Genomic DNA, 22,373 nt, shown 5'->3' with positions numbered 1-22,373 from the left:
GAAGCTTTTTACAATACACAGTTTACGCAATTCTCCAAGGCCACATGCCGCAGATCGAACCCTCCTCCTTTCTCACCCTGCACTACCGCCTGAGCGGCCCGCAAGGCGACATCATCAATACCTTCAACGACAAGCCTGCCACCCTGTCTTTGGGCACGGGCGAACTCTCGCCTGCTGTAGAACAACGCTTGCTTGGCCTCGAGGAAGGCACGCACACCACCTTTGATCTTCCCGCAGGTGCAGCCTTTGGCGAGCGCAATCCCGAGATGATGCAATGGGTGGCAAAGAAACTGCTGGCGCAGCATGGCGATCCATTGGAGAAATACAGCGTTGGCGATGTGGTGCAGTTTCCTGCACCTTCTGGCGAGGGGACATACGCTGGGGCGGTGCGTGAAGTGCATGCTGATAAAGTGCTGTTTGACTTCAATCACCCGCTGGCTGGCCAGCCTGTGAGCTTTGAAGTGAAAGTGATTGGGGTGTTATGACAGTCAATGAAATTCTTCTTGCCGAGCCACGCGGCTTTTGTGCAGGGGTGGATCGCGCGATTGAGATCGTGGAGAAAGCCCTCGCCAAATTTGGGCGCCCGATCTATGTGCGCCACGAGATCGTGCACAACACCTACGTCGTCAACGATCTCAAAGCCAAGGGTGCAATTTTTATTGAAGAACTCTCCGATGTGCCTCCCGGTGCGACCTTGGTCTTCAGCGCGCATGGCGTGAGCAAAGCGGTGCAAAAAGAAGCTGAGCAACGCGGTTTCCAAATTTTTGATGCCACCTGCCCGCTGGTCACCAAAGTGCACGTGGAAGTGGCCAAACTCTCCAAAGAAGGCTATGAATTCATCATGATCGGCCACAAAGGGCATCCCGAGGTGGAAGGCACGATGGGGCAGCTCTCTGAGGGCATTCACCTCGTGGAAGACATTGAAGACATCGCTCGCGTGAGCCCGAAGCAGACTGCGAAACTCGCCGTGGTGACGCAAACCACATTGAGCGTGGACGACACCGCCGAAATTTCCATCGCCTTGAAAGCCCGCTTCCCGCACATTCGCGAACCCAAACATCAAGACATTTGCTACGCCACTCAAAATCGGCAAGATGCGATCAAAGTGCTCACGGGGCAAGTGGATTTGATCATCGTGGTGGGCAGCCCTACCAGTTCCAACAGCAACCGCTTGGCTGAACTCTCGCGCAAACGCGGCGTACCCGGCTACATGGTGGACGATGCCTCGGAACTGCAAGACGAATGGTTTTCCGGCGTGCAGCGCGTGGGTTTAACAGCTGGCGCCTCTGCGCCTGAGATTCTCGTGCAGCAAGTGATCGAGCGCATCAAAGCCTTGGGTGCGACCAGTGTGCGCAAGATGGATGGCATTGAAGAAACCGTGAAATTCCCGCTACCCAAGGGATTGAAGATCGAATGAGCACGAGCATCCATCGCTCACAAATTGAGAGCACTCTGCGCACATTCGATGCCGGCTACCGGAACTTTTTGCATGAAACTCCGTTGATGAAGCTACCGGGGTCAGCCCTCGGTATCGATTGCGCTGAAGTTTGGCTGAAGCTGGAGCAATTGCAAACCAGCGGCAGCTTCAAAGCACGCGGCATGCTCAATCGTTTGCTCTCCAACACCATTCCCAAAAGCGGCGTGATCGTGGCTTCGGGTGGCAATGCGGGCATTGCCACCGCGGCAGCGGCTCAGCTGCTCGGTGTGCCTTGCGAAGTGTTTGTGCCTAGCATTTCATCGCCGGCCAAGCAGGCGCGGCTCAAAGCCTTGGGCGCGACTTTGCAGGTGACAGGCAGCGCCTATGCCGAAGCGTTGGCTGCATGCCTGGAGCGCCAAAAGCAAACTGGCGCATTGCTGACGCATGCCTACGATCAAGAAGAGGCTGTGATTGGCGCAGGCACATTGGCTGCAGAGATAGGTCGGCAATCCAGCGGCACGCCAGACTCCGTGCTCGTGAGCGTGGGCGGCGGCGGTTTGATTGCAGGCATTGCCACTTGGTATGCCAACACCGCCACCCGCGTGATCGCGCTCGAGCCTGAACTCGCCCCGACCCTGCATGCAGCGCGCGCCGCGGGCAGGCCTGTGGATGTGGGCGTGAGCGGTATCGCCGCGGATGCTTTAGGAGCCAAGCAAATCGGCCGCATTGCTTGGAATGTGACGCAGGCACATGTGCATCAGAGTTTGCTGCTTTCCGATGAAGCCATACGCGCTGCGCAGCTCTGGCTATGGCAGCATTTGCAAATTGCCGCTGAGGCTTCTGCAGCACTGGGCTTGGCCGCATTACAAACTGGCGTTTACAAGCCAAAAACAGACGAAAAAGTGTGCCTTGTGATCTGCGGCGCTAATCTAGATCTTGCAACATTGAAGATCTGAATACTATCTTTTTGATAGCTGCCTGCGCAGATTCTAAGCCGGCTATAGACCGTTTTTATTTAAAAATTAGCCTGGCTGCTTAGCCGGCGCACTGCCTATCTTCTGCATCATCGCAGGCTGCCCTTCCACCCAGCGGCGTACGCGCTCGGCATCGCCCAAGCGGCTGAGTTTGCCAGCTGAATCTAGGAAAACCATGATCAAGCGACGGCCTGAAATTTTGGCTTGCATGATCAGGCACTGCCCTGCTTCTGAGATGAAGCCGGTTTTTTGCAGGCCAATCTCCCAGTCCGAACCACGCACCAAGCGGTTGGTGTTCACATAGTTCAGCGGCTTTTCGTCAATCACCACCTGATGATCGCGCGCCACGGAGAGCTCGCGGATGATTTTGTCGTTGTAGGCGTACGACGTGAGCGTGGCCAAATCTTTGGCGCTGCTTTGATTGCGGCTGGACAAGCCAGTAGGCTCAGAGTAGCGGGTGTCATTCATACCGAGCAGCTTGGCTTTGGCATTCATGGCTTGCACGAAACGCGGCAAACCACCGGGATAGTTACGACCTAAGGCATGCGCAGCGCGGTTTTCGCTGCTCATGAGAGAAAGCAGCATCAGTTCGCCACGAGGCAGCTGCGTGCCGACTTTCAAACGAGAGCGGCTGCCTTTTTCGGTGTCTACATCGGCTTCGCTGATGGTGATGATTTCATTGGGGTCAAGCTGCGCTTCGCTCACGATCACAGCCGTCATCAGCTTGGTGAGTGAGGCAATCGGCAGCACCGCATTTTCATTTTTCTGAAAAAGAATTTCGTTCGTGTCTTGATCCAGCACGTAGGCTACGCTGGATTTCAGATCCAGCGGATCTTGCGTGGCATGCAAGCCAGCGAGTTGACCGTAGGATGGGCGTGGAGGTTCAGCCACGACGACAGGTACGCGGCGCATCGCCACCACACGCTTGCCATTTTTCATCACCACCACGCGCTGCATCTTGGTGGCAGCTTGGGCCTTGCTTGATCGAGTTGGCTTGATGGCCTTGTTGCTTTTCGCAGCACGCATCGTTTTCGCCGTGGTTTTTTGTGCTGCCTTTGCCTGCTTCTTAGGCGCAGCCTCAGCTTGGGCAGCTGGCATCAGAGTAAGCGCCAAAGTGGCGAGCGCAGTCGTGGCTAAAACGCGCATCTTCGCTATGGAACCGAGCGAGAAACCAGCCGTGAAAAGTGTTGCCATGGTGTATCAGCCTAAAGGCTTTGTTTGCTGTGCTACGGAAAGTATAGCGGATAGAAAAATGTAATGCAATATCAAGCACTTACATTAACTATTTAAATTTTAATGGCGGATTACGGGATTACCCGAAGGTTTACAAAGCAAATTGGTAACTAGAGCGTCCAATCGATTGATTTTTAATACTTTTTAGCGATTTGTAGATGCTGTCAGCCAATCATGGGAAAATATAGCCCCATAACGGCTGTGATCGTGCAGCCGCCCCATTAGCTCCCACACAATATGACTGCCTCTTCCCACCCCATGCTCAACGTGGCCGTGCGTGCCGCCCGCGCCGCTGGCGCCATCATCAACCGTGCTGCGCTCGACATCGAATCCGTGCGCATCAAGCAAAAGCAAGTCAACGATTTCGTCACCGAGGTGGATGCGGCAGCAGAGCAGGCCATCATCGAAACCATTCTTGAGGCCTACCCCAATCACGGTATCTGGGCCGAAGAATCTGGCACCAGTCAAGGCAATAAATTTTCCGATCACATCTGGATCATTGATCCCCTAGATGGCACGACCAATTTCATCCACGGCTTCCCCGTGTATTGCGTAAGCATTGCTTTGCAAATCAAAGGCAAGGTCGATCATGCTGTGGTGTTTGATCCCACACGAAATGATTTGTTTTACGCCACACGCGGTCGCGGCGCTTATCTCAACGATCGCCGCATTCGTGTGAGCAAGCGCGAGACTCTCGCGCAATCACTGATTTCCACCGGCTTTCCCTTCCGCCCCGGTGACAACTTCTCCGCCTACATGGCCATGATGAGCGACATCATGACCAAGACCGCCGGCCTGCGCCGCCCTGGCGCTGCCGCGTTGGATTTGGCCTACGTCGCCGCTGGCTACACCGAGGGCTTCTTTGAAACTGGCCTCATGCCCTGGGACATGGCCGCAGGCTCATTGCTCGTGACAGAAGCTGGCGGTTTGATTGGCAACTTCACTGGCGAAGCCAACTACCTCGAGCAAAAAGAATGCATGGCAGCCAACCCAAAGATCTACGCGCAAATGGTGGGCTTGCTCGGCAAATACAGCAAATTTGCCAGCGCTGGCGAGAAAGCAGCTGTGCGCCAAGCGGGCACGCTCAAAGGTGCTGGCTCAGAGCCAGTTGCAGACGAAGAAGCTCCTCTGTAATTTCAAGAAGCTTGCAGCGTGAGCGCTGATCTGTCCCATCACACGCCAATGATGCAGCAATACCTGCATCTGAAGAAAGACTTTCCCGACACCCTCGTGTTTTATCGCATGGGGGATTTTTACGAGGTGTTTTTCGCGGATGCTGAGAAAGCTGCGCGGCTCTTAGATATCACCCTGACGCAGCGTGGGCAATCTGGCGGACAACCCGTCGTCATGGCTGGCGTGCCATTTCATTCTGTAGAAACTTATCTCGCGCGGCTGATCAAGCTCGGCGAATCGGTGGCGATTTGCGAGCAAGTGGGTGAAGTCACAGGCAAAGGGCCAGTGGAGCGCAAAGTGGTGCGCGTCGTTACGCCGGGTACTTTGACTGATACCGAATTACTGAGCGATAAATCCGAAGCGACCCTGCTCGCTGTGCATCAAGCCCCGCGTAATCGCCTGGGCCTTGCCTGGCTCGCCCTCACGCAATCGGAAATCAAATTGGCTGAATGCAGCCATGATGAGCTGGCAGGCTGGGTCTCGCGCATTGCGCCCAGTGAATTGCTTTATGCGAGCGATGTGACGCCAGCATTTGAGCAGCAAATCAAAGCATTGCGTTTTTCTCAATCGCTTTCCTTCACGCTGCGCCCCGCGTTTCAGTTTGACAGCGGCCTAGGCTCACAAAAGCTCTGCTCGCAATTGCAAGTCGCAAGCCTAGCCGCCTTCGGTGCGCAAGAGCTGCCTCATGCGCAGGCGGCCGCATGCGCCCTGCTCGCCTATGCGGAGCACACGCAAGGCGCGCAACTCGCGCACGTGAGCCGCCTGCGTGTGCAACGCGAAGCGGAGTTGATGGACATTCCGCTGCCCACACGCCGTAATTTAGAGCTCACGCAAACCCTGCGTGGCGAAGACAGCCCCACCCTCTTTTCCCTGCTCGATACCTGCATGACAGGCATGGGCAGCCGCTCTCTGAAAAGCTGGCTGCTCAATGTGGCGCGAGATCGCAGCATCGCCCAGCAGCGCATAAGCATGATCAGCATCTTGCGCGAAGGCCATGCGAACAAACTGCGCGAGCAGCTCAAGGGCAGCAGCGATGTGGAGCGCATTGCGGCGCGCATTGCGCTACGCCAAGTCAAGCCACGCGAGCTCGTCGCTCTCCTCAACACACTATCAAAATCAGAGCATCTCGCGCAGTATCTATGCCGACTAGGTTCTGATTTCTCTTATATTTTTGAGTCACTACAGGCCTCAGAGCATCTGCAAGAGACCGCCCTGCTCCTGCAAGCCGCTATCCTGCCCGAGCCATCGTCTTTGGTGCGCGATGGCAATGTGATCAACCACGCTTTCGATGCAGAGCTGGATGAACTGCGTGGCATCCAAACCAATTGCGATGCCTTCCTGCTCGATCTCGAAACTCGCGAGCGCGAGCGCACAGGCATCGCCAATCTGCGCGTGCAATACAACAAAGTGCATGGCTTCTACATCGAAGTCACGCAAGGCCAGGCCAGCAAAGTGCCCGAAGACTATCGCCGCCGCCAGACTCTGAAAAACGCCGAGCGCTTCATCACACCCGAGCTCAAAACCTTTGAAGACAAAGCCCTCTCCGCGCAGGAGCGCTCGCTAGCGCGTGAAAAATTCCTCTACGAGCAAGTGCTGGATCACCTGCAGCCGCACGTGAAAGCACTCACAGCTGCTGCTACCGCTATCGCCACGTTAGACGCCATCTGCGCTTTGGCCGAACGCTCGCTCACGCTCAACTGGAACGCACCAAGCTTCGCCGCCGAGCCTTGCATTCAAATCACAGGCGGCCGCCATCCTGTGGTGGAAGCACGCTTAGCCGAAACGGTGAACAAACCCTTCATCGCCAACGACACAAATTTAAGTGCCAAGACGCGCATGCAAATCATCACTGGCCCCAACATGGGCGGTAAATCCACCTACATGCGCCAGATCGCAGTGATCGCCCTGCTCGCTTGCATGGGCTCGTATGTGCCTGCTAGCACCTGCCGTTTGGGGCCGCTGGATGCGATCTACACCCGCATTGGCGCAGCCGATGATCTGGCCAACGCGCAATCCACCTTCATGCTGGAGATGACAGAAGCCGCGCAAATCCTGCACGCTGCCACGCCACAAAGCTTGGTGCTGATGGACGAGATTGGCCGAGGCACCAGCACCTTTGACGGCCTCAGCCTGGCCAGCGGTATCGCTGCGCATCTGCACAAATCGCAGGCTTTCACGCTTTTCGCCACGCATTACTTCGAACTCACCGAGTTTCCCGCTGATCACCATGGCGCTGTGAACGTACACGTGAGCGCAGTGGAAACGGGCAGAGATATCGCCTTCCTCCACAGCATCGAAGCCGGCCCCGCCAGCAAGAGCTACGGTATTCAAGTCGCAAAGTTGGCAGGCGTGCCTGCACAGGTCGTCAACCATGCAAGAGCCGCGCTAGAGCGCTTAGAAGCCAGCCAACAGGCGAGTCAAGCACAGGTCGATCTCTTTGCTGCACCCCCTGCGAATACTATAAATTCAGGAGCATTCAGCGCAGTAGAATCGGCGCTGAATGCCATTAATCCCGATGATCTGAGCCCCCGCGAGGCGCTCGATGCTTTGTACAAATTGAAAAAAATACAGACAACAACACCATGACTTACTGCGTCGCCATCAAACTCAACGCCGGCCTCGTCTTCCTCTCGGATTCGCGCACCAATGCGGGCCTGGATCAAATCAGCACTTTCCGAAAAATGATCGTGTATGAGAAGCCGGGTGATCGCTTCATGGTCTTGCTCTCGGCTGGCAACTTGAGCATCAGCCAAAGCGTGCGCGAGATGCTGCAAGTCGAGCAGCTCAAAAATGAAGATGGCGAGCCGATCACGATTTGGAATGCCAAGAGCATGTTTGAAGCCGCGCGCGTGCTGGGTTCTGCTATTCGCCATGTGTATGCGCGCGATGGTGAATCGCTCAAGGCAGCTGGCGTGGAATTCAATGTCTCGCTGATCTTCGGTGGCCAGATTGCAGGCGAAGGCATGCGCTTATTTCAGGTGTATTCCGCTGGCAATTTCATAGAAGCCACGAAAGAAACGCCTTATTTCCAAGTGGGCGAATCCAAATACGGTAAGCCCGTGCTTGATCGTGTGATCCATCCAGACACGCCATTGGACGAAGCCGCCAAATGCGCCCTCGTCTCCATGGATTCCACACTCAAGTCGAACCTTTCCGTCGGCCTGCCGCTGGATTTGGTGGTGTATGAAGAAGGCAAGCTGCAGAGCGATCGCGTGGTGTGTATCGAAGAAAACAACCCGTATTTCATGATGCTGCGCCGCACTTGGGGCGGCAAACTGCGCGAGGTGTTTGACAGCTTGGAAGATCCCCAATGGAATGGTGGCCATACAGATGCACCTCTGAAGGCAACGAGCACGCGCAGCGTTCCGCTCAAAAAGATCACCACACCTGAAGAAAAATTGATTTGATCACCCGATGAGTCTGCTGATCTTCTCTCATGGCAACAGCTTCCCTGCCAGCACATACGGCGTGATGCTAGCTTCGTTAAAAAAACGTGGCTTTACCGTCAAATGCATTGAAAAATTCGGGCACGATGCGCGCTATCCTGTGACCAATAATTGGCCCCATCTGGTGCAACAACTCGCAGAGTTTGTACAGCCTTTGGTTGAAAAATCCGGCGAAAAAGCTTGGCTGGTTGGCCATTCGCTCGGCGGTATCCTCAGCACCATGTGCGCTGCACGGCATCCCGAACTGGCACGCGGCATCGTATTGCTTGATTCGCCAGTGATCGGTGGCTGGAAAGCAACCGCTTTGGGTGCTGCCAAAGTCAGCGGCATCGTCGGCAGCATCTCACCCGGAAAAATCAGCCAGCGCCGTACGCAAACCTGGGCCAGTGAAGAAGCCGCCTACAACAGTTTCAAATCCAAGCGCGCCTTCGCCTTGTGGGAAGACGAGGTGCTTCGCGACTACATTGCCCACGGCACGTTCACAGGAGAAGACGGCAAACGCCACCTGAGCTTCGATCGCGCCGTAGAAACCCAGATCTACAACACTCTGCCCGACATTTTGCCAAGCCTTCTGCGCCGCAAACCTCTTCAGTGCCCTGCCGCATTCATCGGGGGCTTGCAATCCGCAGAGCTGAAACAAACTGGCACAGACCTGACTTCAAAATTCACCCAAGGCCGCATGAGCTGGATAGATGGCACACACCTCTTCCCCATGGAAAAGCCGCTGGCAACAGCGGCTTTGGTGGAAGGGGCGATCAAGGCGATGGGCTGATCGCCTCGCCCATTGCCGCGCTTATTTAGCCGCTTTGAATTTGGCAATCGCTGCTGCCAAATCAGCATACTCTTCGCAGGTTTTGTTGCCGCAGATTTGCTCAAGCGAAGCGAGATGCTTTTCCGCTTCCGCAGGTTTTTTATCCATCAGATAGGCTTCGCCGATGTATTCGTGCGCGCCCTTGTGCTTGGGATCTAGCTGAAGCGCAATCTTGTAATGCTCAAAAGCTTTGGCAAGATCTGGCTTGGCTTGCTTACGGTAGCTGTAGGCCAGAAGGTTGTGCGCATCGGCATTCTTAGGCTCATCACGCACTGCAATGCGCAGCTCGGCAATGGCAGGTTGCCATTTATTGGCCTTGATCGCATCACGCGCATTTTGCATACGCTCGCTCACTGTGGGCTGGGCAGTGCTGGGCGTATCTGCCGCGTGAGCCGCTTGAAATGCTGTAGCGCTGATAGCCAGCAAAGCAGCCACAATGCTAGCTTGAAGAGTAGATTTCATGGGTTTCTCCGAAAAGTTGAGGTTAGGAGTGATCTACGGCGGGCGAGTTCATCTCGGATGCATCAAAACATTCAATTACGTCACGGGCGTTAATTTAGCCACCGAAAGTGCCAACCATTTCACACCATGGCGGCCAAACTGCACCTGGGCTCTGGCATCTTCACCCGCGCCTTCAATCGCCAGCACCTTGCCTTCGCCGAATTTGTTGTGAAAGACTTGCATGCCCGCCTTGATGGCTAAGCCACTGGCCGATGGGACAGAGTCTTCCTTTTTAGAGGTAAATGGCCTTTCTCCCGGCGTGTAATCTGCGCTGCCAGCTACAGATTTCATAGCGAATTTATTATCACCGCGCCATGCATTGCTGCCGCCGTAGCCACTGGCATATCCGGGATTGAAGCCGCTGCCAAAGCCTGCATTTTTGGGACTGAGCCATTTCAAGGCATCTTCTGGCAGCTCGTCAAAGAAGCGGCTCTTGATGTTGTAGCTGGTGCGACCATGCAGCATGCGGGTTTGTGCGAAGCTTAAATAAAGGCGCTTTCTTGCCCGCGTGATCGCCACATACATGAGGCGCCGCTCTTCTTCCAAACCTTCGTGGCTGGAGAGAGAGTTCTCATGCGGAAACAAGCCCTCTTCCAGCCCCGTGATGAACACTGCATCAAACTCTAAGCCTTTGGCCGAGTGCACCGTCATCATCTGCACAGCTTCTTTGCCCGCCTGGGCTTGGTTATCGCCCGATTCGAGCGCAGCATGCGTGAGGAAAGCGGCCAGTGGAGACAGTGTTTCACCCGTCTCAGCATCAGGCGCAGGCAACTCATTTGCTATAAATTCAGGAGCACTCCGCGCAGACCCTATGCCGCCATTATCGGTATTTTGATCGAAATTGATGCCTTGACTGACTGGAGATTGCGTCAAGCCGCCCGGTGACAACTCATCCACCGGAAGCGCCACCGCATCACGACCAAAGCCTTCTTGCGTCACAAAACTCTCAGCGGCGCTCACCAACTCTTCCAAGTTTTCAATACGGTCTGCGCCCTCTTTGTCCGCCTTGTAATACTCAATGAGATTGCTGTGTTGTAAGACCAGCTCAATGATCTCGCGCAGCGTGAGCCCTTGCGTTTGCTCGCGCAACACATCCATCTTGGCGACGAAGCTGCCCAGCGAAGTACCCGCCTTGCCAGTAACCACACTCACCGCATCATGCAACGAGCAGCCCGAAGCCCGCGCAGCATCTTGCAACTGCTCAATGCTTCTCGCCCCAATGCCACGCGGTGGAAAATTGCACACCCGCATGAAACTGGTGTCATCGTGCGGGTTCTCTAGCAAGCGCAGATAAGCCAAGGCGTGCTTGATCTCTGCCCGCTCGAAAAATCGCAAACCGCCATACACGCGATAAGGAATGCCCGCGTTGAAGAGCGTCGTTTCGATCACGCGGCTTTGCGCATTGCTGCGATACAAAATCGCAATCTCAGAATGCTTGAGGCCAGCTTCCGTGCCGTTATCGCGCAGCAAATGCTTGATCTCTTCAATCAGCCACTGCGCTTCATAAAAATCGCTGCCACTCTCCTGCACGCGTACGGGCTCGCCCACACCTTGGCTCGTGCGCAAGTTTTTCCCTAAGCGTTTGCTGTTGTGGCCGATCAGATGGTTCGCGCTATTGAGAATATGCGCGTAGCTGCGGTAGTTCTCTTCCAGCTTGATTTGCTTTTGCACAGCGAATTCGCGCACAAAATCCGCCATGTTGCCCACGCGCGCACCGCGAAAAGCGTAAATACTCTGATCGTCATCGCCTACAGCGAACACACTCGCTACATTCGTGTATTCGCTCTCATTTTTATAGCTGCCAGCGCACGGATTCTCTGGGCTCCAGCCCGAAAACATCTTCAACCAAGCGTACTGCAGCTTGTTCGTATCCTGAAACTCATCCACCAAAATATGTTTGAAGCGCCGCGCATAATGCTCTCGCACCGCTGGTTGATCGCGCAGCAACTCATAAGAGCGCAACATCAGCTCACCAAAATCCACCACACCTTCGCGCTGGCATTGCTCTTCATACAGTGCATAAAACTCCGCCTTCTTGCGCGTTTCATCGTCGCGCACAATCACATCCGAAGGCCGCTGCCCCTCTTCCTTGCAGCCGCTGATGAAATACTGCAATTGCTTGGGTGGAAAGCGCTCTTCATCCACATTGAACTGTTTCATGAGCCGCTTGATCGCTGAGAGCTGATCCTGTGTATCCAAAATCTGAAAGCTCTGCGGCAAATTCGCTAGCTTGTAATGCGCTCTCAGAAAGCGATTGCAAAGCCCGTGAAACGTGCCAATCCACATGCCGCGCACATTCACAGGCAGCATGCTGGAGAGGCGCGTGAGCATTTCTTTCGCAGCTTTATTGGTGAACGTGACCGCCATCACGCCACCGGGTGAAATCTGTCCCGTTTGCATCAGCCAGGCAATGCGCGTGGTGAGCACCCGAGTTTTGCCCGAGCCCGCGCCTGCGAGAATCAGAGCGTGTTCATTAGGTAGCGTGACAGCAGCGTGCTGCTCAGGGTTGAGATTGCGCAGCAAGCCAGAATCGCTGCGCTGGGAGGAAACTTCATCGGAGGCGGGAAACAACATGCCTTGATTGTCCCCCAGAAAGTCAGCGAATCGCTGGGTCTATCGCAGTCTGGTCAACCTGTCTTTCGCAGCTACTGCCGCTTCCGATTGCGGATAGGCTTTGATCAAATCATCCAGCGTTCTGCGGGCTGCGCGGTTGTCTTTGAGCTCGATTTGGCTGTTGGCCAAGCCCAGAGCGGCCTCGGGCGCTTTCGGATGATCGGGCGCAGCGCTGATCATGGCGCGGAAGTTGGTGATGGCAGCAGAATATTCTTTGTTGGCGTATTGCGCATTGCCTAGCCAAAAGTAGGCCGATGGCGTGTAGCCGCTCTGCGGATTGCGGCGGATGAAATCGGCAAAAGCGCTAGACGATGCGGCGTAATCAGGTTTGCGAAACAGCGCAAAGGCATTGTCGTAATCGCGCTTCTCGTTGGGCTCGGCCATGAACTCGCGGCCATCCAGCTGCACCTTGGTGGGCTCGAAGCGCCGCACGCGCTCATCCACGCCTTGCGCCAAATCTTTTTGACGGCGCTGCATTTCTGCCACATCACGAGCCAATTGCTCATCTTGCCCTCTCAATCGCGCAAGATCAGCACGCAAGGCTTCCATCTGAGCTTGTAAATCCAGCAAACTGCGGCGTAAAGCGGCATTGCTTTCATTGGCATCTTGCAATGCTTTGTCTTGGTTGCGTTTGATCTCGGCGTTTTGTGCCTCTTGCGCCTGCCGGTGTTGATCCACGCGGGTGCGCAAATCTAATATCGCTTTGCGCGCCTCTTCATCATCAAACAAGCCAGCATGCGCTGGTTGCAAGGCCAAAAAACATGCCGAAATGGCCACTAGACGGCATAGATACTGCGCTGAATGCTTCCAAAATAATAGCATATGATTTACTTGTAATTCAATTCGGCACGGCGATTCTTCGCATAGGCTTGCTCATTGCTGGCGGCATCAGCTGGCTTTTCTTCGCCAAAGCTCACCGCTTCCACCTGAGCATCCACCACACCTAACAGCCCCAGCGCGCGGCGCACCGCTTCTGCACGTTTTTGCCCTAAAGCCAGGTTGTATTCTCGCCCGCCAGATTCATCCGTGTGACCTTCGATGGCCATTTTGCGGCCCTTGTTCGCGGTTAAAAACTTGGCGTGTGCATCAATCGCACTTTGATACTCTGGCTTGATCACATAGCTGTCGTAATCAAACAGTATCACCTTGGCCACGCCAGCAGGGCCAGCAGCGTCGCCAGCTGTGGGCGAGACATTGACGGCCTGCACATTGCGCTCGGCCACGCCGGTTTGCGTGCCTTGTGGCATGGTGCTCGTGACCGCCACGGGGGTTGAGATTTGTGTGCTGGTGGCATCACGCACAGGCACATCATCTAGCTTGACGCTAGAGCCGCAGGCAGCCAAAGCGAAAGCTGCGCCGATGGTCATGAAGATCGAAGTGATGCGTTGTTGAAAAATCATACTGAACTCCTTGTGTGTGTGATCAGATCTGGGCTTGTTTTAAATTACTTGCCCCATTGCGGTTCGCGAATGTCGCCGCCTTGTGTCGCTAAGCGTGCTTTGATCTTGCCATCCAAGGTGGACGTCATCAAAGCCTCTCTGCCGCCTTGGCGGGTGGCATACAAAATCAATTTGCTGTTGGGCGCAAAGCTGGGGCGCTCATCTGCGCTGGTTTCGGTCAGCGCCAGCGCCGCTTGCCCGCCCAGCTCCATCACGTGCAGGCGGAAATCGCCAGAGACGCGTGAGATGAACGCCATGCGCTTGCCGTCGGGGCTGATGGCCGGAGAAATGTTGTAGTTGCCACTGAAGGTGACGCGTTCTGCGCGGCCAGCGGCTTCGCCACCGGCAGGCATGCGGTAAATTTGCGGCGCACCGCCACGATCGCTCACGAAATAGATGGATTTGCCATCTGGCGAATACACTGGCTCGGTGTCGATCCCGCCTGATTGCGTCAGGCGCCGTGGCTCACTGTTGCCAGCGCTGTCCATCACATAAATTTGCGAGTTGCCATCGCGGCTTAAGGTGATGGCGATCTGCCGGCCATCAGGTGACCAAGCGGGCGCGCTGTTGGAGCCCCGGAAATTGGCCAACATTCTGCGCCGACCATTGGCCACCTCATGCACATAGACCACAGGTTTGCGCGATTCAAACGACACATAAGCCAGCTGCGCGCCATTGGGCGACCAGCTCGCTGAGATGATGGGCTCTGGAGAGGCCAAAGCACTTTGCGCGCCCTCGCCATCCGAATCAGCAATCCACAAGCTATGCCGCTGAGCATTGCCTTGGCCACTTTTCGTGACATAAGCGATGCGCGTGGAAAACACACCCTTTTCGCCCGTGAGTTTTTCGTAAATGAAATCTGCGATGCGGTGCGCAGATAAGCGCAAATCCCCGGCTGGCACAGCATAACTCTGCGCGCCTAAATCTTGCCCACGCACCACATCCCAAAGCCGAAAGCGCACATCAAAGCGGCCATCGGCCAAGCGCGTGGTGCTGCCCACCACCAAATGATCAGCGCCTTTTTGCCGCAGCTCTCTCATCTCGGGGCGGCTGCTTTCATCCAAATTAGCCAAGCCGGGATCGATCGATTTGAACTGGCCGCTGCGCTCCAAATCAGCCAACACAATCGCACCGATTTTTTGCGGAGCAGCATCATCGCCCCGAAAAGCCATCACCGCAATCGGCAGCTGCGTCACGCCCACGCCCGAGATTTCGACACGAAACTGCGCCAAAGCGGCCAGAGGCGCGCATCCCGCAGCCAACAATACGGCTTGTAGGCTATGGCGGCGAAGAATCATCTGAGGACGGGTTGGCAATGGCATAAGCTTAAGTTGTTATTGACTCAGACGATAATCCTAACGCATAGGTTCCGTAAACGGGCAGTTACCTCACACCGGCGGCCTACAAAAATCGTTTCCAAACATTAGAAAGCAACACGGTTTTGCTACATATTTATGAGTGATAGCCCTAGATCAGATGCGCCCGCAGCCGAGCCGGATGCCAAAGGTAGCCGCTTGCTGCGCATGCTGCGTCGCCTGCGCCCTTATGCGCAAGGCTCTGGCCCCTATCTGGCCTTGATCGTGCTGGCTGTGATCGTGACCGCCATCACCGAGCCGCTTGTGCCCGCGCTCATGAAACCCCTGCTGGATCGCGGGTTTGGTGCGAACCGCATCGCGCTGTGGATCGTGCCAGCAGCGCTGATTGGCTTATTTGCTGTGCGTGGCCTGTCCACATTCGTCGCCAAATATGGCACCAGCGCAGTGGCTTACGGCATTGTGGAGCGCTTGGCTGCTGCGCAGTTTGCCGTGCTCCACAAAGCCCATCCCAGCCTCTACACCAAAAACACCGCCAGCAGCTTGGTCAACACCATGGTGTATGAAGTGCAAACCGGAGCGACCTTCGTGGTCAATTCCCTGCTGGCGCTGTCAAAAAACCTGCTCTCGGTCGTCGCCCTGCTGGCCTATTTGCTGTATCTGAACTGGCAGCTGACACTGATCGTTTTTTCAGTCGGGCCCGCGATCGCCTGGACGATCCAAACCCTCTCCAAACGACTGCACCGTTTAACCAAACAAAGCCAAAGCGCCACCGATGAACTGGCCTATGTGGTGGAAGAAAATGTGCTGGCTTGGCGCACGGTGCGCTTGCATCACGCTGAGGCAACTCAACAACAGCGCTTTACAGGCCTGGCTCGTAGCCTGCGCCGCCTGGCAGTGAAATCCACGATTGCCTCGGCCGCCGTGATGCCGATCACGCAAATCCTGGCTGCAGTGGCGCTCTCAGCAGTGATCACTGCCGCGCTTTGGCAAAACGCCACCACAGGAACCAGCGTAGGCGGCTTTGTGGCCTTCGTCACCGCCATGCTGCTGCTCATCACGCCGCTTCGGGCCTTGTCAGAAATCGCCGGCAATCTCACGCGCGGGCTCACAGCACTCGAGCGTGGCCTGGACTTGTTGGAGCACACACCGCAAGAAACCAGCGGCAGCTATCGCCCCGCGGCAGATGCCGCCAGCCCTTTGCCGCTCCGATTTGAAGCTGTGCATTTGACTTATCCGGGCGCAGAGCACAGCGCCCTTGCAGGAATTGATCTCGACATCGCCCCCGGCCGCACGATTGCGCTTGTGGGAAGCTCTGGCTCGGGTAAAACCACCCTGGTGAATTTGCTGCCACGTTTCGTCGATGCCACCGAGGGCAAGGTCTTACTCGGTGGCGTGGATTTGCGGCAATGGCAAATCGATGCCTTGCGGCAGCAGTTCTCATTCGTGAGCCAAGATGTCGTGATGTTCAGCGACAGCGTGGCAGCCAATGTGGCCTTGGGGGAACAGCCAGATTTTCAACGCGTCCAAGCCGCGCTGCAGGCTGCGCATCTTCAAGACTGGGCCAATGCCCTGCCTCAAGGCCTGGACACACAAGTAGGCCACAACGCCAGCACTTTGAGCGGCGGCCAGCGCCAGCGCTTGGCCATTGCACGCGCCCTCTACAAAAATGCGCCCATTGTGATCTTGGACGAAGCCACCTCCGCGCTTGACACCGAATCGGAGCAGGCCGTGAAAGCGGCTCTGGCCAAACTCACCGCTGGCCGCACCACCCTCATCATCGCGCATCGGCTTTCGACCATCGAGCACGCGGATGAAATCATCGTCATGCATCAGGGCCGCATTGTTGAGCGCGGCACACATGCCCAACTGCTTGCCACCGCCGGACATTACGCACGCCTGCATCAGCTGGGCAGCGCTACCGGCACGGTTTAAATTACTACTAAATTAATAGCACTCTGCGCAGATTCTATACCGGCGATAAGCCATTTTTGAATATAAAAACACCTGGGGCGTGAATCGGATCGACATCGACCGGGATCACGCTCTTGGGTGGGAATTTACCTTGCAAAATGAGAGTGGACAGCGGGTTTTCGATGCGCTGCTGGATGGCGCGCTTCAGAGGCCGCGCGCCAAACACAGGATCGAAGCCCACCTTGGCCAGCTCAGCGAGTGCGGCTGGAGATACCTCCAATGCAAGCTCCATCTTCTCCATGCGCTTGATCAGCGTGGCGAGCTGGATGCGAGCGATGCCTTCGATGTGCTTGGCATCCAAGCCGTGGAACACCACGGTTTCGTCGATTCGGTTCAAGAACTCTGGTCGGAAATGGGTTTTGAGCTCTTCCCATACGGCATCTTTGATTTCCTCATGAGGTTTGCCAGCCATGCTTTGGATGATGGGCGAGCCGATATTGCTCGTCATCACAATCACGACGTTTTTAAAGTCCACCGTGCGGCCTTGACCATCGGTCAAGCGACCATCGTCAAGCACTTGCAGCAAGACGTTGAACACATCAGGGTGCGCTTTCTCCACTTCATCGAGCAGCACCACGCTGTAGGGCTTGCGGCGCACGGCTTCGGTGAGATAGCCGCCTTCGTCGTAGCCCACATAGCCGGGCGGCGCACCAATGAGGCGGCTCACGGAATGCTTTTCCATGAATTCGCTCATATCGATGCGAATGAGCTGCTCTTCGGAATCAAACATGAAGTTGGCCAGCGCTTTGCATAGCTCCGTCTTGCCCACGCCCGTGGGGCCGAGGAAGAGGAAGCTGCCCGTGGGTTTTTGAGGATCGGACAAACCAGCTCGTGCTCTGCGAATCGCATTCGCCACGGCTGTGATGGCCTCATCTTGGCCCACCACGCGATCATGCAGCTTGGTCTCCATCTGCAGCAATTTATCGCGCTCGCCTTGCATCAGCTTGCTCACGGGAATGCCGGTCGCTCGCGCCACCACTTCGGCGATCTCTTCTGCGCCCACCATCGTGCGCAGCAGGCGAGGCGCATCTGTCTTGCCTTTCTTGGCTTCTTTGGCCTGCGCATCTTTGAGCTGCTTTTCCAGCTCAGGCAGCTTGCCATATTGCAACTCGGCCACTTTGTTGAAATCGCCTTTGCGGGTGGATTCCTCAATCGCAAAGCGCAGCTTATCGATCTCTTCTTTGATATGCGCACTACCCTGAGCCTGCGCCTTCTCCGCTTTCCAAATCTCTTCCAGATCAGCGGCTTCTTTTTTGAGTTTGGTGATTTCCACTTCGATGAGCTCCAAGCGTTTCTTGGAAGCATCGTCTTTTTCGCGGCGCACTGCTTCACGCTCGATCTGCAGCTGGATCAAGCGCCGATCGAGTTTGTCCATCACCTCGGGCTTGGAATCAATTTCAATCTTGATTTTGGCGGCGGCTTCGTCGATCAAGTCAATGGCTTTATCAGGTAAGAAGCGGTCTGAGATATAGCGATGCGAGAGTTCAGCAGCTGCAACAATCGCAGGATCAGTGATCTCTACACCATGATGCACTTCATACTTCTCTTGCAAGCCGCGCAGAATCGCAATCGTGGCTTCCACACTGGGCTCGCCCACGATGATTTTCTGGAAACGGCGCTCTAGCGCAGCATCTTTTTCGATGTATTTGCGGTATTCATCCAGCGTGGTCGCGCCTACGCAATGCAGCTCGCCGCGTGCGAGCGCAGGCTTGAGCATATTGCCTGCATCCAAAGCGCCTTCTGCCTTGCCAGCGCCGACCATGGTGTGCAGCTCATCGATGAAAACAATCGTTTGGCCTTCGTCTTTGGCCAATTCGTTGAGCACTGTTTTCAAACGCTCTTCAAACTCACCGCGAAATTTCGCGCCTGCGAGCAGTGAGGCCATATCAAGGGATAGCACGCGTTTGCCCTTCAATGAGTCTGGCACTTCGCCCGCCACAATGCGCTGCGCCAAGCCTTCCACAATCGCCGTCTTGCCCACGCCAGGCTCGCCAATCAGCACAGGATTGTTTTTCGTGCGGCGTTGCAGCACCTGAATCGCGCGGCGGATTTCATCATCACGACCAATCACTGGATCGAGCTTGCCAAGCCGCGCACGCTCGGTGAGATCAATGCAATACTTTTTCAAGGCCTCGCGCTGACCCTCCGCCTCCGGCGAATCCACACTCTGCCCGCCGCGCACAGCATCAATCGCTGCTTCCAAGCTTTTACGGGACAGGCCAGCTTCTTTGGCACTCTTACCCAAATCCGTTTTGCTATCGGCCAAAGCCAACAAAAACAATTCACCAGCGATGAACTGATCACCGCGTTTGATGCCCTCTTTCTCAGCCGCTTGAATCAGCGATACCAGATCGCGGCTAACGGTCACCTGCTCATGCCCTTGCACTGAAGCCAGCTTCTTGATGCCACTGTCTGCCGCAGCAGCCAGAGCAGGCAGGTTTACTCCCGCACGCTGCAGCAGCGCGCGCGGGCCATCTTCTTGGCGCAACATGGCGGCCAACACGTGCGCTGGTTCGATATACGCGTGATCCGCGCCCAGCGCCAGAGTCTGCGCCTCAGACAGCGCCTCTTGGAATTTGGTGGTGAGTTTGTCAAGTCTCATAGGTTATTCCCTCAGATTGCATTCTTATCGGAAGATACGCCCGAATTGCCACTTTTCAAGGCATAAAATTTGACCTAGATCAAGCCACTGCGCACTCAACGTGAACATTCATCAACTTTCCGTCAATTACATCCAAGAGCATGACCGCATCTTGGTGCGAATCAATACGACTGCAGGCGAAGAGTTGCGCCTGTGGTTCACGCGCCGACTCACGCTGGGTTTGATGCCCATGGTGGAAAAGATCGTGGCCGAATGGGTGGCCAAGCAAGAAGCTGTGAACTCGCCTGCCATTTCACCCACAGCCGCTGCCGACGCGCAAACTCAAGCCATGCTCGCTGAATTCAAGCGCGAGGAATCTCTGCAAAAATCAGACTTCCAAACACCCTACAAGGCACCCAACGCCTTGCCTCTAGGCCCTGAGCCACTCCTGGTCACAGAGCTCAGCGTCACGCCCTTGCCTTCAGGTCAGCTTCAACTTTCGTTCAACGAAAAGCTACCACTAGACAACGGTGAGCCCCACCCGAACCCACGCGGCTTTCGCGTGGCGCTAGAGCAAAAGCTCGTGCATGGTTTCGTGCATTTGCTGCAAAAAGCAGTCGAGACTTCGCAGTGGGCTGGCGTTTCAGTAACCAATGAGCCAGAACCTGCTTTACCCGGAGAAGGCAATATGGGCGGCGGGGAGCGACCTAAGTATTTGAATTGAGGTTTTGAATACAAAAATACCGGACGCAAAGGGCGCAAAAGTTGCGCAAAAGACGCAAAAAATACAAGAGGGAATTTCAAAACAATAAGCTTCGTTCTGCGTGATAGTTTTTGAGTTTTTGTCTGTTTCTTTTCTGCGTCTTTTGCGCAACTTTTGCGCCCTTTGCGTCCGGTATTCAGTGTTTCACCCGTTGCTAGCCACAATGCCCCATTTCGCCAAAGCCGCATCGTCGCTCACTCGCGCATCCACCCATCTTGCGCCATCAGGTGTTTGCTCTTTTTTCCAAAAGGGCGCTTGGGTTTTGAGGTAGTCCATCAGGAATTCACAGGCTTGGAAGCTTTCGCCACGATGAGCGGAAGTCACAGCGACCAAGACGATTTGATCAAGTGGCTTGAGTGGCCCGATGCGATGAATCACTCGCGCTGCAAAAATATCGAAGCGTTTCATGGCCTCATCAATCATGCCCTCGATGGATTTTTCCGTCATACCGGGGTAGTGCTCCAGCTCCAGCACGCTCACATTGAGTCCGTCATTGCGATCACGCACAGTGCCGATGAAGCTGCACACTGCGCCTACGCGTTTGTCAGCCGCACGCAGAGCAGCAATCTCAGCGCCGAGATCGAAATCTTGGGTTTGGATCACGACGCGGGGAGCCATGGCTTTAGCCTCCAGTGACTGGTGGGAAGAAAGCTACTTCGCAGCCTTCGGTCAAAGCTGCGTCTTCTTCTGTCATCGTGTGATTGAGCGCAATACGCAAAGCTTGGCCGCGCGCGAGCGTTTGCGCAAATGCGCCGCCGCGAGCAATCAGCTCATCGCGCAGAGCAGCCACTGTTGAAGCCGTGGTCTGCAATTGCTCGCCACTTGAGCCCAGCGCCTCACGCACGGAAGCGAAATACTTGATGGAGATTTGAGTCATCAGAGCAAAGAAGAAAAAGGAATGAATCGCACCATATCACCTTCTGTGATCTTGTGCCCGGCAGGAACATCCACCAAGCCATCTGCCCACACAGCCGAGGTGAGCACGCTGGAATTTTGATTGGGGAAGAGATCGAGCCCGCCGGCCACATTACGCCTTGCACGCAAGAATTCACGACGTTTATCGGCTTTGGCCAGCGTGAAATCTGCGCGGAGCGCTACGGAATCTATAGTAGATAGATCACCACTCTGCCCTTGGAGACGAGCCAGCAGCGGGCGAACGAGCAATAAGAAAGTGACGAAACTCGAAACTGGATTGCCCGGCAAGCCGACAAAATGCGCAAAACCTTGGCCGCTTCGGTTCACTCGGCCATAAGCAAACGGCTTGCCCGGCTTCATGGAAATGCTCCACAAATCCAAGCTACCCAGCTGCTGCACAGCAGGCTTGATATGGTCTTCCTCGCCCACACTCACGCCGCCGCTCGTCAAGATCACATCATGTGATACCGCAGCTTTTTGCAGCGCATTCAAAGTGGCATCGCGCTGATCCGGCACGATGCCCAAATCCGTCACTTCGCAACCTGCGCGCAGCAGCATGGCACGTAGGAAAAAGCGATTAGAGTTGTAGATCGCGCCGGGCTTCATATCGTGTGGAGCCACTTCGCCTGGCATCACCAACTCATCACCCGTGGAAAACAAAGCCACGCGGGGGCGACGACTCACTTGCAGCTTATCCATACCCAAACTGGCCGCCAGACCAAGCGCAGCGGGCGCAAGCAGCTCTCCTTTTGAGAGCGCCAACGAGCCCTGCTTCACATCTTCGCCACGTGAGCGCACCCATTGGCCAAGCTTGGGCACGGTGTTGATTCGCACACCGCCCTCGCATTCATTGACGGTTTCGCAATCTTCCTGCATCACCACGCAATCGGCGCCCGGTGGCATTGGCGCACCGGTGAAAATCCGTGCGGCAGAAAGCGGCTCCATTGCCTTGCCGAAATGCCCCGCAGGAATGCGCTGCGTTACTTGCAGCACAACGCCTGCTTCGCGCACATCCGCACTTCTCAGCGCGTAGCCATCCATTTGGGAATTGTCAAAGCCAGGCACATCCAGCGGGCTGATCACGTCTTGCGCGAGCACACGACGGTCAGCTTCGAAGGTAGAAACGATTTCTACCTCATCCAGTGGCTGCACAGCAGTCAGCAGCTCGGCCAGAGCTTCTTCCAATGAGCGTAAAGCAGGAAATTTGGGAGCGTTCATAA

19 protein-coding genes are annotated in these 22,373 nt (G+C 55.6%); 9 read left to right on the top strand and 10 right to left on the bottom strand.

Annotated elements, in window-relative coordinates; translation table 11 throughout:
• Positions 1-44 precede the first annotated feature (44 nt).
• Genes KIH26_RS05730 through KIH26_RS05720 form a run of 3 tightly spaced genes read left to right on the top strand, consistent with a single transcriptional unit; the run spans position 45 to position 2,373 of the window.
• Positions 45-485 (top strand): FKBP-type peptidyl-prolyl cis-trans isomerase, encoded by a 441-nt coding sequence (locus KIH26_RS05730; RefSeq protein WP_213443308.1) that lies wholly within the window; start codon positions 45-47, stop codon positions 483-485.
• Positions 482-1,417 carry a 4-hydroxy-3-methylbut-2-enyl diphosphate reductase gene (gene ispH, locus KIH26_RS05725; RefSeq protein WP_213443306.1) on the top strand — a complete coding sequence of 312 codons (936 nt, stop codon included), beginning with the start codon at positions 482-484 and terminating at the stop codon, positions 1,415-1,417. Before KIH26_RS05730 ends, ispH begins: the two co-directional genes overlap by 4 nt.
• Positions 1,414-2,373, top strand: coding sequence for a threonine/serine dehydratase (locus KIH26_RS05720; RefSeq protein WP_213443304.1), 960 nt, complete (start codon positions 1,414-1,416; stop codon positions 2,371-2,373). The genes ispH and KIH26_RS05720 overlap by 4 nt, the downstream gene beginning before the upstream one ends.
• A 66-nt stretch (positions 2,374-2,439) precedes the next feature.
• Here KIH26_RS05720 and KIH26_RS05715 read toward each other — a convergent pair whose 3' ends face one another.
• Positions 2,440-3,585: a serine hydrolase gene (locus KIH26_RS05715; RefSeq protein ID WP_213443302.1), complete on the bottom strand. Its 1,146-nt coding sequence runs from the start codon at positions 3,583-3,585 to the stop codon at positions 2,440-2,442.
• A 276-nt stretch (positions 3,586-3,861) separates the two neighbouring features.
• Between KIH26_RS05715 and KIH26_RS05710 the strand changes: the two genes are divergently transcribed.
• The 4 genes from KIH26_RS05710 to KIH26_RS05695 are packed head-to-tail and all read left to right on the top strand — an operon-like array spanning position 3,862 to position 9,015.
• Positions 3,862-4,758 carry an inositol monophosphatase family protein gene (locus KIH26_RS05710; RefSeq protein ID WP_213443300.1) on the top strand — a complete coding sequence of 299 codons (897 nt, stop codon included), beginning with the start codon at positions 3,862-3,864 and terminating at the stop codon, positions 4,756-4,758.
• 48 nt (positions 4,759-4,806) lie between these two features.
• Positions 4,807-7,383: a DNA mismatch repair protein MutS gene (mutS, locus tag KIH26_RS05705; RefSeq protein WP_213444702.1), complete on the top strand. Its 2,577-nt coding sequence runs from the start codon at positions 4,807-4,809 to the stop codon at positions 7,381-7,383.
• On the top strand, positions 7,380-8,204 hold the full coding sequence (locus KIH26_RS05700; protein ID WP_213443298.1) for a proteasome-type protease: 825 nt from the start codon (positions 7,380-7,382) through the stop codon (positions 8,202-8,204). Before mutS ends, KIH26_RS05700 begins: the two co-directional genes overlap by 4 nt.
• Before the next feature lie 7 nt (positions 8,205-8,211).
• Complete coding sequence (locus tag KIH26_RS05695; protein WP_213443296.1) at positions 8,212-9,015, top strand: alpha/beta fold hydrolase; 804 nt, start codon at positions 8,212-8,214, stop codon at positions 9,013-9,015.
• 21 nt (positions 9,016-9,036) lie between these two features.
• Here the strand turns inward: KIH26_RS05695 and KIH26_RS05690 are convergent, their stop codons facing one another.
• The 5 genes from KIH26_RS05690 to tolB form a co-directional block, all read right to left on the bottom strand.
• The gene (locus KIH26_RS05690) at positions 9,037-9,516 is read right to left on the bottom strand and encodes a tetratricopeptide repeat protein (protein WP_213443294.1); all 480 of its coding nucleotides are present in this window, start codon (positions 9,514-9,516) and stop codon (positions 9,037-9,039) included.
• A gap of 75 nt (positions 9,517-9,591) precedes the next feature.
• Positions 9,592-12,129 (bottom strand): UvrD-helicase domain-containing protein, encoded by a 2,538-nt coding sequence (locus KIH26_RS05685; RefSeq protein WP_213443292.1) that lies wholly within the window; start codon positions 12,127-12,129, stop codon positions 9,592-9,594.
• A gap of 39 nt (positions 12,130-12,168) precedes the next feature.
• On the bottom strand, positions 12,169-12,990 hold the full coding sequence (gene ybgF, locus KIH26_RS05680; protein WP_213443290.1) for a tol-pal system protein YbgF: 822 nt from the start codon (positions 12,988-12,990) through the stop codon (positions 12,169-12,171).
• 5 nt (positions 12,991-12,995) lie between these two features.
• Positions 12,996-13,568 (bottom strand): peptidoglycan-associated lipoprotein Pal, encoded by a 573-nt coding sequence (pal, locus tag KIH26_RS05675; RefSeq protein WP_213443288.1) that lies wholly within the window; start codon positions 13,566-13,568, stop codon positions 12,996-12,998.
• Between the two features lie 44 nt (positions 13,569-13,612).
• The gene (gene tolB, locus KIH26_RS05670; RefSeq protein ID WP_249661106.1) at positions 13,613-14,905 is read right to left on the bottom strand and encodes a Tol-Pal system beta propeller repeat protein TolB; all 1,293 of its coding nucleotides are present in this window, start codon (positions 14,903-14,905) and stop codon (positions 13,613-13,615) included.
• Positions 14,906-15,061: 156 nt separating this feature from the next.
• Between tolB and msbA the strand changes: the two genes are divergently transcribed.
• Positions 15,062-16,855 carry a lipid A export permease/ATP-binding protein MsbA gene (msbA, locus tag KIH26_RS05665; protein ID WP_213443284.1) on the top strand — a complete coding sequence of 598 codons (1,794 nt, stop codon included), beginning with the start codon at positions 15,062-15,064 and terminating at the stop codon, positions 16,853-16,855.
• Positions 16,856-16,889: 34 nt separating this feature from the next.
• Here msbA and clpB read toward each other — a convergent pair whose 3' ends face one another.
• The gene (gene clpB, locus KIH26_RS05660; RefSeq protein WP_213443283.1) at positions 16,890-19,496 is read right to left on the bottom strand and encodes an ATP-dependent chaperone ClpB; all 2,607 of its coding nucleotides are present in this window, start codon (positions 19,494-19,496) and stop codon (positions 16,890-16,892) included.
• A gap of 100 nt (positions 19,497-19,596) precedes the next feature.
• Between clpB and KIH26_RS05655 the strand changes: the two genes are divergently transcribed.
• Positions 19,597-20,199, top strand: a complete 603-nt coding sequence (locus KIH26_RS05655) for a hypothetical protein (protein WP_213443281.1) — start codon at positions 19,597-19,599, stop codon at positions 20,197-20,199.
• Positions 20,200-20,382: 183 nt separating this feature from the next.
• On the opposite strand, the gene KIH26_RS05650 is transcribed toward KIH26_RS05655, so the two are convergent.
• From KIH26_RS05650 to KIH26_RS05640, 3 genes are read right to left on the bottom strand one after another with little or no spacing between them, the layout of a single operon-like run.
• On the bottom strand, positions 20,383-20,856 hold the full coding sequence (locus KIH26_RS05650) for a molybdenum cofactor biosynthesis protein MoaE (protein WP_213443279.1): 474 nt from the start codon (positions 20,854-20,856) through the stop codon (positions 20,383-20,385).
• A gap of 4 nt (positions 20,857-20,860) precedes the next feature.
• Positions 20,861-21,115, bottom strand: a complete 255-nt coding sequence (moaD, locus tag KIH26_RS05645) for a molybdopterin converting factor subunit 1 (protein WP_213443277.1) — start codon at positions 21,113-21,115, stop codon at positions 20,861-20,863.
• Positions 21,115-22,371 carry a molybdopterin molybdotransferase MoeA gene (locus tag KIH26_RS05640; RefSeq protein ID WP_213443275.1) on the bottom strand — a complete coding sequence of 419 codons (1,257 nt, stop codon included), beginning with the start codon at positions 22,369-22,371 and terminating at the stop codon, positions 21,115-21,117. Before KIH26_RS05640 ends, moaD begins: the two co-directional genes overlap by 1 nt.
• Between the last annotated feature and the right edge of the window lie 2 nt (positions 22,372-22,373).

It is taken from the genome of Variovorax sp. PCZ-1, assembly GCF_018413605.1.
Classification (GTDB): domain Bacteria; phylum Pseudomonadota; class Gammaproteobacteria; order Burkholderiales; family Burkholderiaceae_C; genus JANMDU01.
This window is presented reverse-complemented; position numbering and strand designations above follow the sequence as displayed.

Coding starts and splice junctions, on each gene's coding strand:
- KIH26_RS05640 (WP_213443275.1), bottom strand. CDS start 22,371: ATGAACGCTCCCAAATTTCCTGCTTTACGCTCATTGGAAGAAGCTCTG.
- tolB (WP_249661106.1), bottom strand. CDS start 14,905: ATGATTCTTCGCCGCCATAGCCTACAAGCCGTATTGTTGGCTGCGGGA.
- msbA (WP_213443284.1), top strand. CDS start 15,062: ATGAGTGATAGCCCTAGATCAGATGCGCCCGCAGCCGAGCCGGATGCC.
- KIH26_RS05685 (WP_213443292.1), bottom strand. CDS start 12,129: ATGTTGTTTCCCGCCTCCGATGAAGTTTCCTCCCAGCGCAGCGATTCT.
- KIH26_RS05720 (WP_213443304.1), top strand. CDS start 1,414: ATGAGCACGAGCATCCATCGCTCACAAATTGAGAGCACTCTGCGCACA.
- KIH26_RS05690 (WP_213443294.1), bottom strand. CDS start 9,516: ATGAAATCTACTCTTCAAGCTAGCATTGTGGCTGCTTTGCTGGCTATC.
- clpB (WP_213443283.1), bottom strand. CDS start 19,496: ATGAGACTTGACAAACTCACCACCAAATTCCAAGAGGCGCTGTCTGAG.
- ispH (WP_213443306.1), top strand. CDS start 482: ATGACAGTCAATGAAATTCTTCTTGCCGAGCCACGCGGCTTTTGTGCA.
- KIH26_RS05730 (WP_213443308.1), top strand. CDS start 45: ATGCCGCAGATCGAACCCTCCTCCTTTCTCACCCTGCACTACCGCCTG.
- KIH26_RS05695 (WP_213443296.1), top strand. CDS start 8,212: ATGAGTCTGCTGATCTTCTCTCATGGCAACAGCTTCCCTGCCAGCACA.
- mutS (WP_213444702.1), top strand. CDS start 4,807: ATGATGCAGCAATACCTGCATCTGAAGAAAGACTTTCCCGACACCCTC.
- KIH26_RS05700 (WP_213443298.1), top strand. CDS start 7,380: ATGACTTACTGCGTCGCCATCAAACTCAACGCCGGCCTCGTCTTCCTC.
- KIH26_RS05650 (WP_213443279.1), bottom strand. CDS start 20,856: ATGGCTCCCCGCGTCGTGATCCAAACCCAAGATTTCGATCTCGGCGCT.
- KIH26_RS05710 (WP_213443300.1), top strand. CDS start 3,862: ATGACTGCCTCTTCCCACCCCATGCTCAACGTGGCCGTGCGTGCCGCC.
- moaD (WP_213443277.1), bottom strand. CDS start 21,115: ATGACTCAAATCTCCATCAAGTATTTCGCTTCCGTGCGTGAGGCGCTG.
- pal (WP_213443288.1), bottom strand. CDS start 13,568: ATGATTTTTCAACAACGCATCACTTCGATCTTCATGACCATCGGCGCA.
- KIH26_RS05715 (WP_213443302.1), bottom strand. CDS start 3,585: ATGGCAACACTTTTCACGGCTGGTTTCTCGCTCGGTTCCATAGCGAAG.
- ybgF (WP_213443290.1), bottom strand. CDS start 12,990: ATGCTATTATTTTGGAAGCATTCAGCGCAGTATCTATGCCGTCTAGTG.